At 61.3% G+C, this 10,585-nt stretch carries 8 protein-coding genes; 4 read left to right on the plus strand and 4 right to left on the minus strand.

Features of this window, described 5'->3' with window-relative positions:
• Positions 1-30 precede the first annotated feature (30 nt).
• Positions 31-312, minus strand: coding sequence for a hypothetical protein (locus D8U82_RS15440; protein ID WP_130902472.1), 282 nt, complete (start codon positions 310-312; stop codon positions 31-33).
• Positions 313-592: 280 nt separating this feature from the next.
• On the opposite strand from D8U82_RS15440, the gene D8U82_RS15445 reads away from it, so the two are divergent.
• Positions 593-1,615, plus strand: coding sequence for a hypothetical protein (locus D8U82_RS15445; protein ID WP_130902473.1), 1,023 nt, complete (start codon positions 593-595; stop codon positions 1,613-1,615).
• A 90-nt stretch (positions 1,616-1,705) separates the two neighbouring features.
• Positions 1,706-2,326: a TetR/AcrR family transcriptional regulator gene (locus tag D8U82_RS15450; protein WP_024013291.1), complete on the plus strand. Its 621-nt coding sequence runs from the start codon at positions 1,706-1,708 to the stop codon at positions 2,324-2,326.
• Positions 2,327-2,528: 202 nt separating this feature from the next.
• On the opposite strand, the gene preA is transcribed toward D8U82_RS15450, so the two are convergent.
• The 3 genes from preA to hydA all read right to left on the minus strand — a co-directional run bounded on the left by preA (position 2,529) and on the right by hydA (position 6,766).
• Positions 2,529-3,803: an NAD-dependent dihydropyrimidine dehydrogenase subunit PreA gene (gene preA / locus D8U82_RS15455; protein ID WP_071172797.1), complete on the minus strand. Its 1,275-nt coding sequence runs from the start codon at positions 3,801-3,803 to the stop codon at positions 2,529-2,531.
• Positions 3,804-5,171: an NAD(P)-dependent oxidoreductase gene (locus D8U82_RS15460; RefSeq protein ID WP_130902474.1), complete on the minus strand. Its 1,368-nt coding sequence runs from the start codon at positions 5,169-5,171 to the stop codon at positions 3,804-3,806.
• A 155-nt stretch (positions 5,172-5,326) separates the two neighbouring features.
• Positions 5,327-6,766, minus strand: coding sequence for a dihydropyrimidinase (gene hydA, locus D8U82_RS15465; protein WP_130902475.1), 1,440 nt, complete (start codon positions 6,764-6,766; stop codon positions 5,327-5,329).
• Between the two features lie 624 nt (positions 6,767-7,390).
• Between hydA and D8U82_RS15470 the strand changes: the two genes are divergently transcribed.
• Both D8U82_RS15470 and D8U82_RS15475 read left to right on the plus strand, forming a co-directional pair.
• Positions 7,391-8,875: an NCS1 family nucleobase:cation symporter-1 gene (locus D8U82_RS15470; RefSeq protein ID WP_130902476.1), complete on the plus strand. Its 1,485-nt coding sequence runs from the start codon at positions 7,391-7,393 to the stop codon at positions 8,873-8,875.
• Between the two features lie 136 nt (positions 8,876-9,011).
• On the plus strand, positions 9,012-10,295 hold the full coding sequence (locus D8U82_RS15475; protein WP_130902477.1) for a Zn-dependent hydrolase: 1,284 nt from the start codon (positions 9,012-9,014) through the stop codon (positions 10,293-10,295).
• Positions 10,296-10,585: the final 290 nt, after the last annotated feature.

The following is a 10,585-nucleotide window of genomic DNA, read 5'->3' on the forward strand; positions in this document are numbered from 1 at the left end:
CATCAAAGGAACGCCCTCTGTGCATCAGCCTCAGTTGAAAAAACGAGCGTTCGCCTGGACGCGGGATCGCGTAGGCACCGAGGCCTCGTGATCGAGCAAATGGGTGGCGAGTATGTCGCTCAGAAAACGGAACTGATCGTTGAGGCCGACCACTTCATTGCTGAAATGGTTGCTGGCGGCGGGCATCAGCAGATCGTCGAAATCCTTGTTGAACACCAGCATCTGCGCCTTGCGCGGAACGACGTGCTGTTGGTAGTAGTTGCTGCCGAACACCGGGAAACTCACGGAGAGGGTGACTTGGGTGTGGATCATGGTGTGAACGCCTCGTTGTGTTTCGGATGGATCAATCGTGCCTTTCATCATGGGAGGGCGGAAGGCAATCGTGGCGATGGTGGATATCGATGGTGGTGATGGTTGAGGTTTGCGGCGCTGCTGATGGCGCCTTCGCGAGCAGGCTCGCTCCCACAGGTGCAACACATTTCAAATGTGGGAGCGAGCCTGCTCGCGAAGAGGCCGGAACCTTCAGCATCGAAATCGACTGACCTGCCTATACTCAAACCTGCCCCTCCCCAAGCCAAAGGACACCGCCACCGTGAACCCGCGCGCGCTGGTCGTTGCCGCACTGCTTTTGCTGGCCGGCTGCGCCTCCTCGGCTCGGGCGCCGGTGAGTGCGCCGCAGGCGGTGGTGGTGTCGGCGCAAACCTGGCAGCAGATCGACCGCGAGATCCTCAGCGCTTCGCAGCAGGCCACCGAGCAGGTCAAGCTGTTCGCCCGTGGCTCGATGGAACATTGGCGCACTCGGGTCTATCAGCAAACTGAAGAAAATTTCATCCCCTGGTTCAGCAGCTACTGGACCCAGGAATGGCTGTCGATGAAGGTCAGTTGGTACACGATCAGCGCCGGCGGCGAGCAGGACGCTTCGGCGAAACGGCTGGCGGCGTATCTGCTTGAGCAATATCAGGAAAAAGTCCTCGCGCCGGTCGCCGTGGAGATCGATCCGGATGCGATTCTGGCGCAGGCCACGGCGTTCTATGCGCAGTTGATGGCGCAGCAGATGCCGCTCATCGCCCAGCGTCACGGTGTGCCGATTGCGCAGCTCAACGGCCGCTTGCAGAAGATCCCGGCCATCGCCCTAGGCCCGCCGCCGGCGCGGGATGCGTCGCTGTTCAAAGTCATCAGCACCGAGCCGCTGAACACCCTCCCGGCGTACGCCGCACTGATCGACAAGATCCACACCGACGGCGGCGCCAAGGGCATCTCTTCCACCGACGCGGCGATGGCCCCGGTGGCCAAGCGCGCCAGCCAGCGCATCGAAGCGGAAATGGCCCCGCGCGGCGCCGCCAGTGCAGTGGCGGCAGCGGCGGGTAAACTCGCCGGGGCGATGATTTCGGTCGGCGTGGCCGGCATACGCGCAATCATCCAGGCCAACGACCGCCCCGACAGCGAAGCGCTGATCCGCAGCAGCCTCGGCAACACCTTCGACAAGGCCTGGCAGAAGCTGCTGCAGAATCCGACAACGGGGGTGATGGCCGGCACGCTGCACATGGCCGGGCAGGTCGAAGGTAATCTGGGCGTGAGTGAACCAACGTCTATCGGTGTGAGCGCTGTGCCATAGCGCTTGTACCTGCGAAGTTTTGTTGGCGGCGGTCGCGCCCGGATCAGAGCGGATGCTAGTCTTGCGCAACGCTGTTGTCAGGGAGCCCACATGGGCAATCACAAGATCGAAATTCGCCGCAGTAACGTCGAGAAAATCCTGCTGGCGGCGGAAAAGGTTTTCGCCGAAAAAGGCTTCGGCAGCACCGCCATGGCGGACATCGCTGCCGAAGTGCAGTTGCCGCGTTCCAATCTGCATTACTACTTCAGCACCAAGAGCGAGCTGTACAGCGCAGTGCTGTTCGATCTGCTGGAAGTGTGGAAGCAGGACGCGCTGTGCTTCGAGATGTTCGACGACCCGCGCGTTGTGCTGAGCAGCTACATCCGCGCCAAGATGAACCACTCACGCAGCCGGCCCTATGGCTCGAAAGTCTGGGCCAACGAGATCATCCACGGCGCGCCGACCCTGGGCGAGGCGCTGGATGCGAGCCTGTATGACTGGGCGAAGATGAAGGAAGCGAAGATTCGCCAGTGGGTCGAGGACAAGCGGATTCTGCCGGTGGAGCCGTCGGGGTTGCTGTACATGATCTGGGCGTCGACGCAGCACTACGCCGACTTTGATCATCAGGTGAATATTCTGAATGATCATCAGCCGTTGTCGGATATGCAGTTCGAGCGGGCGGTGCAGACCGTGACGGGTGTGATTTTGCGCGGGATCGGGCTGGAGCCTTGAAGAGCACCATCAAGGGCTTACCCTCACCCCAGCCCTCTCCCAGAGGGAGAGGGGGCCGACCGAGGTGTATCGAGAGGTACATCGACCTGAAAGACCGTGTCGATTATGGATTCACAACAACTCTTTCAGGTCGGCGAAGTTTGTCAGCATCCCCCAATCAGTCCCCTCTCCCTTGGGGAGAGGGCTAGGGTGAGGGGGTTTTTCAGACTGCAACGTGGTAGGGGTTGCGCGGATCATGATTCCAGTCCAGAAACGGCTTGCCCGTGTCCATCGGCACCATCTCGATGCAGTCGGCCACGGGGCAGGTGATCTGGCACAGGTTGCAGCCCACACATTCCTCATCGATCACTTCATATTTATGCGTACCGTCGGCCTGTTTCAGACTGCCGATCGCCTGGTGTGACGTGTCTTCACAAGCGATGTGGCAACGTCCGCAACCAATGCACGCCTCCTGGTCGATCTTTGCGATGACCTGGTAGTTGATATCGAGGTACTTCCAATCCGTGGTGTTACCCACGGCGCGCCCGGAGAACTCGGCAATATTGGCGTAGCCCTGGCTGTCCATCCACCGCGACAGGCCATCCTTCATCTCTTCGACAATGCGGAAACCATGCAGCATCGCCGCCGTGCACACCTGCACCGCGCCGCTGCCCAGCGCCATGAACTCCGCGGCGTCGCGCCAGCTGCCGATGCCGCCAATGCCGCAGATCGGCAAGCCTTGGGTCTGCGGGTCACGGGCAATTTCCGCGACCATGTTCAGCGCAATCGGCTTGACCGCCGAACCGCAATAACCGCCGTGGGTGCTTTTGCTGCCGACGGTGGGCAGGGCGACCATGTGGTCCAGGTCGACGCTGGTGATCGAGTTGATCGTGTTGATCAGCGACACCGCATCGGCGCCACCACGATGCGCCGCCCGGGCAGCGACGCGGATGTCGGTGATGTTCGGAGTGAGTTTGACGATCACCGGCAGCGAGCAGTACGTCTTGCACCAGCGGGTCACCTGCTCGACATATTCCGGCACCTGGCCGACCGCTGCGCCCATGCCGCGTTCAGGCATGCCGTGGGGGCAGCCGAAGTTGAGTTCGATGCCGTCGGCGCCAGTGGCCTCGACCAGCGGCAGAATGTGTTTCCACGACTCCTCGACACACGGCACCATCAGCGACACGATCAGCGCGCGATCCGGCCAATCCTTTTTCACCTGAGTGATTTCGCGCAGGTTGATTTCCAGCGAACGGTCGGTGATCAGTTCGATGTTGTTGATGCCCAGCACTTCGCGATTGGCGCCGTAATGCGCCGAATAACGCGAGGAAACGTTGACCGCCGCCGGATCCTCACCCAGGGTTTTCCAGACCACGCCACCCCAGCCCGCTTCGAAGGCGCGGACCACGTTGTAGGCCTTGTCGGTGGGTGGCGCAGAGGCCAGCCAGAACGGGTTGGGCGCTTTGATACCGGCGAAGACTATCGAGAGATCGGCCATTTACGCAGCCTCCACGTTGAGCATCAGTTGAGCGTTGATCGCCTCGGCGGCGCGTTTGCCATGCTGCACCGCTTGCACGGTAAGGTCCCGATCGAGGCTGGTGCAGTCGCCGCCGGCATACACGCCGGGGACGCTGGTGCGCAGGTGTTCATCGACCTCGATGCGTTCGCCCTGACGTTTGAGCTCGCGCGCCAACGGATCGCTAAGGGTGCTGTCATCGAAGCTCTGGCCGATCGCTTTGAAGATCGCATCGGCAGCCAGCTCGAAGGTTTCTCCGGTGGTTTGCAGACGGCCTTCAACCAGATCGGTGCGGGCGAAACGCATGCCGCGCACGCGGCCCTGATCATCGAGCAACACTCGCTCCGGCTGGGCCCAGGTCAGCAATCGCACCTGATTGGATTTGGCGATGTCCTGCTCATGGTGGGTGGCGCCCATGTCTGCCGCACCACGGCGATACACCAGATTGACATCGCGCGCGCCGAGGCGGGCCATTTGCACGGCCATGTCGATCGCCGTGTTGCCAGCGCCGAGAACGATGCAGCGTTCAGCCAAGGGCAGTTGCGTGAGGTCATCGGCCTGGCGCAGTTCGCGGATGTAATCGGTGGCGGCGAGCAGGCCCGGCGCGTCTTCGTGGGCCAGACCGAGTTGCTTGCTGGCATTCAGGCCGAGGCCGAGGAATACCGCGTCGAACTGTTGATGCAGTTCGCTGAGGGTGAGGTTTGCACCGAGTTTCTGGCCGTGGCGGATTTCTATTCCGCCAATCTGCAGGAGAAAATCCAGTTCTTTCTGCGCGTAGTCATCGACCAGTTTGTACTTGGCGATGCCGTACTCGTTGAGCCCGCCGGCTTTTTCCCGTGCTTCGAAAATCACCACGTCATGCCCGTGCATCGCGCTGCGATGAGCGCAGGACAACCCGGCCGGCCCGGCGCCGACCACGGCGATACGTTTGCCTGTGACCGGGGCGCGCTGGAACGGATGTTCGGCGAAATGTGCGTTGTCTACGGCGTAACGTTGCAGCAGACCAATCAGCACGGGCGCGCATTCCTGCGCGTTGTTGCGCACGCAGGCTTGCTGGCAGAGGATTTCCGTCGGACAGACCCGCGCGCAACTGCCGCCGAGGATGTTTGCCGACAGGATTTTCTGCGCCGCGCCCTGGACGTTGTCCTGATGGATGTTGCGGATGAATGACGGGATGTCGATTTCGCTGGGGCATGCATTGACGCAAGGCGCGTCGTAGCAATACAGGCAGCGCGAGGCTTCCAGATGCGCCTGCCGGGCATTGAGCGGCGGCGCCAGATCAGTGAAATGGCCGGCGAGGGCGGCCGCGCTTTCGTGCGGGTGGGGGAGGTGGTTCAGGGTCTCGATCACGGTTTATGGCCTCATGGCTAATTGAGGTGCTGCCTCTGGTGGACAGTGGTTTTATGGCGTCAGGGAGGGCCTCTTCGCGAGCAGGCTCGCTCCCACATTTGCAATGCGCTCACCTGTGGGAGCGAGCCTGCTCGCGAAGGCCGAAGGCCTGGATTTCAGCGTTTAACAGCGCTCGGTTTATGCAACTCCGCCCGCTTGCTCAACAAATCAAACACCGCCGGATAGGCCGGCCGTTCGATGTAGCGTCCGGCGCCGCGTTCGGCGCGCAGGTCGCCGTCGGCCCAGACCACACGGCCCTGGCTGACGGTGTGGCTCGGCACGCCGCGCACGGTCTTGCCTTCGAAGATGTTGAAGTCCACCTGCTGATGGTGGGTCTTGGCGGAAATGGTCCGAGTGCCTTGCGGATCCCACAGCACCAGATCGGCATCGGCGCCCACGCGGATCGCACCTTTGCGTGGATAGAGATTGAAAATCTTTGCTGTGTTGGTGGAGGTCAGCGCAACGAAATCCTGCATCGACAATCGTCCGGAGTTGACGCCTTCATCCCACAGCACCGCCATGCGGTCTTCGATACCGGCGGTGCCGTTGGGAATCTTGCTGAAGTCGTCGCGGCCGGCGGCTTTCTGCTCCGCGCAAAAGCAGCAGTGGTCGGTGGCGGTGGTGTGCAGATTGCCGTTCTGCAGCCCGTGCCACAGCGCCTCCTGATGGGCGCGTGGACGGAACGGCGGGCTCATCACGTAGCCGGCGGCGGTCTGCCAGTCCGGGTGTTGATAGACGCTGTCGTCAAGCAGCAAGTGCCCGGCCAGCACCTCGCCGTACACCGGCTGGCCCTTGCTGCGGGCATAGGTGATTTCGTCCAGAGCTTCCTTGGTGGAAACGTGCACCAGGTACAACGGCGTTCCGATGGTTTCGGCGATACGGATCGCCCGGCTCGCGGCTTCACCTTCGACCTGCGAAGGTCGCGACAGCGGATGCGCCTCCGGCCCGGTAATGCCCTGGGCCATCAGCTTGCGTTGCAGGTGATAGACCAGCTCGCCATTTTCCGCGTGCACGGTCGGCACCGCACCGAGTTCCAGGCAGCGCTCGAAACTCGCCACCAGGGTGTCGTCGGCGGCCATGATCGCGTTCTTGTAGGCCATGAAATGCTTGAAGCTGTTGATGCCGTGGTGGCTGACCAGCTCGGCCATTTCCTCGCGCACCTGCTCGCTCCACCAGGTGATTGCGACGTGGAAGCCATAGTCCGACGCAGACTTTTGCGCCCAGCCGCGCCACTGATGAAACGCGTCCATCAGCGATTGCTGCGGATTGGGAATGACGAAATCGATGATCGAGGTAGTGCCGCCGGCCAGGCCGGCAGCGGTGCCGCTGTAGAAATCCTCGCTGGCAACGGTGCCCATGAACGGCAGTTGCATATGCGTATGCGGATCGATGCCGCCGGGCATCAGGTACTGGCCACTGCCGTCGAGCACTTCGGCGCCGGCGGGAATGTCGAGGTTTTCACCAATGGCTTTGATCACGCCGTCAGCGCAATAGACGTCGGCGCGGTAACTTTCATCATGGGTAACAACGGTGGCGCCACGGATCAACAGAGACATTCCGGATTCCTCGCAGGCATGACCGACTTGTGCCGGTTCTAGATGTTTTATTGAAGTACAGCGGCGCAGTTCGTATTCCTGTCATCGCTGTCAGGAATAGAAACTAGTCGCGATTTCAAGAATGATCAAGAATATTTTTTATAAGCTTATAGCTATTTCAAGCTATTGATAAATGAGGATAAATAATGGAAATCACCAAAATGGTGAGGCTGCTCACCATTTTGACGCACTTGACAGGATGGAAATATGAGCAAGATTTCCTATGTGAAATCAGCCGCTTGAAGTTGTGCTGCGGTTGCGGGTTCACCGACAAAAATAAATGCAGTGCACCAGTTTGAGTCCTGACACTTCGGACAACTTGCCCGACGTTTAGCCTGAGCGTTCAGACAAGTTTTCCCGGACTCATCGAATAATCAATTAAAACTGATGAATATCAGAAAGTTGCAAAGCGTCCAGTGCACCGCCCAAGCGTTTAGCGCCAGACCCGGCACGTTTATTGATGCCGCCGCTGACACCATGGCCGGTGCATGAAAGTTGTCAGTTCCTCCGGCCATCGTCCGGTTGGCGCCGTATGCGCCAGCCGCCTGATGAGCAAAAAATAATCAGAAGAACAGTGGAGCGGCCATGCAACAGACCAGATCACAAGTGACCGAGCGCGACGGCTTGTACGAGCTCGAAGCCGGCAGCGACGTCCTCGACAGTCCCCGTTACAACCACGACATGGCACCGACCAAGGTGCGCGAACGCACTTGGAACAAATGGCACATCACCGCGCTGTGGGTCGGCATGTCGATTTGCGTGCCGACCTACACCCTCGGCGGCGTGCTCACCGCTTATTTCGGCTTGAGCGTCGGCGAAGCGCTGTTGGCGATTCTGTTTGCCAACGTCATCGTGTTGATTCCACTGACCCTCAATGCTTTCCCCGGCACCAAGTACGGCATTCCGTTTCCGGTGCTGCTGCGCTCGTCGTTCGGCATTCTCGGTTCCAACGTGCCGTGCCTGATCCGCGCGTTGGTGGCGTGTGGCTGGTTCGGCATCCAGACCATGTTCGGCGGACTGGCGATTCACCTGTTTCTCGGCTCGGTGTTCGAGGGCTGGAAATCCCTCGGCGGCACCGGCGAGGTGACCGGTTTCATGGTGTTCTGGGCGCTGAATCTGTGGGTGGTGATTCGCGGTGCCGAGTCGATCAAATGGCTGGAAACCTTGTCGGCGCCGTTGCTGGTGGCGGTGGGCATCGGCCTGCTGGTGTGGGCGATGCCCAATGTGTCGATGACTGAGTTGCTGGCGATCCCGCCCAAGCGTCCGGAAGGCGCCAGCGTGGTGAGTTACTTCGCGGCAGGGCTGACGGCAATGGTCGGGTTCTGGGCCACGCTGTCGCTGAACATTCCCGACTTCAGTCGCTACGCCAAGAGCCAGAAGGATCAGATCCTCGGGCAGATTTTCGGCCTGCCGCTGACCATGTTCCTCTTCGCTGCGCTGGGCGTAGTGATGACCGCCGCATCGGTGAAACTGGTCGGCGTCACCGTGTCCGACCCGGTCACGCTGATCGGCCATATCCAGAGCCCAGTGTGGGTCGCGGTGGCCATGGCGCTGATCATCGTTGCCACACTGTCGACCAACACCGCCGCCAATATCGTCTCGCCAACCAATGACTTCCAGAACATCGCACCGAAGGTGATCAACCGCACCAAAGCGGTGTTGCTCACCGGTCTGGTCGGGCTGGTGCTGATGGGCCATGAACTGCTGAAAAAGCTTGGCCTGATCGTTTCCGACATCAGCCTGGAAACCGTGTATTCGAACTGGCTGCTGGGCTACTCAAGCCTGCTCGGGCCGATCGCCGGGATCATGGTGGTGGATTATTTCCTGATCAAGAAACAGCGACTGGACCTCGCCGGGCTGTACCGCGATGACGTGTATCCGGCTTGGAACTGGGCGGGTTTTCTCGCCTTTGGCGTGCCGGTGGCGCTGACCTTGCTGTCGCTGGGCAGCGACGCGTTCAGCTGGTTCTACAGCTATGGCTGGTTCACCGGCTCGGCGTTGGGCGGAGTGATTTATTACGGGTTGTGTGTAATGCGGGCGCAGCCTTCTGCCGTGAAAACAGCGGTGTAACACATGATCGTTCCCACGCTCTGCGTGGGAATGCAGCCCGGGACGCTCTGCGTCCCAACAGCGGACGCAGAGCGTCCATGGATGAATGCCCACGCAGAGCATGGGCACTATCGGCATCAGCATTGAGGAGATCCCCATGAACGCAGCCGTAGACGTTCTGCAATCCACCCATCAGCACATCAACCGCGATCGCCTCTGGGCCTCGCTCATGGAACTGGCCAGACTCGGTGCCACGGTCAAGGGCGGCGTCTGTCGCCTGGCCCTGACCGACCTCGACCGCCAGGCCCGCGACCTGTTCGTGCAGTGGTGCAAGGACGCCGGTTGCAGCGTCACGGTCGATGCCGTGGGCAACATTTTCGCCCGGCGCGCCGGGCGCAACCCGAACCTGCCGCCGGTGATGACCGGCAGCCACATCGACACTCAACCCACCGGTGGCAAGTTCGACGGTTGCTTCGGCGTGCTCGCCGGCGTCGAAGTGCTGCGCACCCTCAACGACCTCGGCGTGGAAACCGAAGCGCCGCTGGAAGTGGTGGTCTGGACCAACGAAGAGGGCTCACGCTTCGCCCCGTGCATGATGGGTTCCGGGGTCTTCGCCGAGAAATTCACCCTCGAAGAAACCCTCGCCAAGGTCGATGCCGACGGCGTCACGGTCGGTGAAGCACTGAATGCCATCGGCTACGCCGGTCCGCGCCAGGTCAGCGGGCATGCAGTCGGCGCCTATTTCGAAGCGCACATCGAGCAAGGCCCGATCCTCGAGGACGAAGAGAAAACCATCGGCGTGGTACTCGGCGCGCTCGGGCAGAAGTGGTTCGACCTGAAATTGCGCGGCGTCGAAGCCCACGCCGGCCCGACGCCGATGCACCTGCGCAAGGATGCCCTGGTCGGCGCCTCGGTGATCGTCGGCGCCGTCAACCGCGCCGCCCTCGGCCATCAGCCTCACGCCTGCGGCACGGTCGGCTGCCTGCAAGCCTATCCCGGCTCGCGCAACGTGATCCCCGGCGAAGTGCGCATGACCCTCGACTTCCGGCATCTGGAGCCGGCGCGGCTGGATTCGATGATTGCCGAAGTGAAACAAGTCATCGATGCGACCTGCGAAGAGCACGGCCTCACCTATGAACTGACCCCGACCGCCGACTTCCCGCCGCTGTACTTCGAAAAGGGCTGCGTGGAGGCGGTGCGCGGCGCCGCGAAAGGGCTGGGTCTGTCGCACATGGACATTGTCAGTGGCGCCGGGCATGACGCGATCTTTCTCGCCGAGCTAGGTCCGGCCGGGATGATCTTCGTGCCGTGCGAGGGCGGGATCAGCCACAACGAAATCGAGAATGCCGCACCGGATGATCTCGCGGCAGGGTGTGCGGTGTTACTAAGGGCGATGCTCGCGGCTTCGGCGATGGTGGCGGACAGCGAGCGTGCCGCCTAAGGTAAACACACCCAGTAAACCTGTGGGAGCGAGCCTGCTCGCGAATGCGCCGGGTCAGTCACCGAATGGCCTGTCTGACCCAGCGCTTTCGCGAGCAGGCTCGCTCCCACAGGGGATTTCTGGCGATTTTGAGGCCGTGGCACGATCCCGAACCGCTGCGGTCGTACTCTTCACCTAGCCGCATCACAGTGTGGAGATCCAATGAGCCAGGAAGTTCTGACCACCGAAACCAACCGTCGCCAGTTGCAGCAGATCATCGCCGGGCTGTCGGACGGGGTGATTCTGCTGGA

Source organism: Pseudomonas sp. Sample_23, from assembly GCF_004307595.1.
GTDB classification, from domain to species: Bacteria; Pseudomonadota; Gammaproteobacteria; order Pseudomonadales; family Pseudomonadaceae; genus Aquipseudomonas; species Aquipseudomonas atacamensis.

Coding starts and splice junctions, on each gene's coding strand:
- D8U82_RS15440 (WP_130902472.1), bottom strand. CDS start 312: ATGATCCACACCCAAGTCACCCTCTCCGTGAGTTTCCCGGTGTTCGGC.
- D8U82_RS15450 (WP_024013291.1), top strand. CDS start 1,706: ATGGGCAATCACAAGATCGAAATTCGCCGCAGTAACGTCGAGAAAATC.
- preA (WP_071172797.1), bottom strand. CDS start 3,803: ATGGCCGATCTCTCGATAGTCTTCGCCGGTATCAAAGCGCCCAACCCG.
- hydA (WP_130902475.1), bottom strand. CDS start 6,766: ATGTCTCTGTTGATCCGTGGCGCCACCGTTGTTACCCATGATGAAAGT.
- D8U82_RS15470 (WP_130902476.1), top strand. CDS start 7,391: ATGCAACAGACCAGATCACAAGTGACCGAGCGCGACGGCTTGTACGAG.
- D8U82_RS15475 (WP_130902477.1), top strand. CDS start 9,012: ATGAACGCAGCCGTAGACGTTCTGCAATCCACCCATCAGCACATCAAC.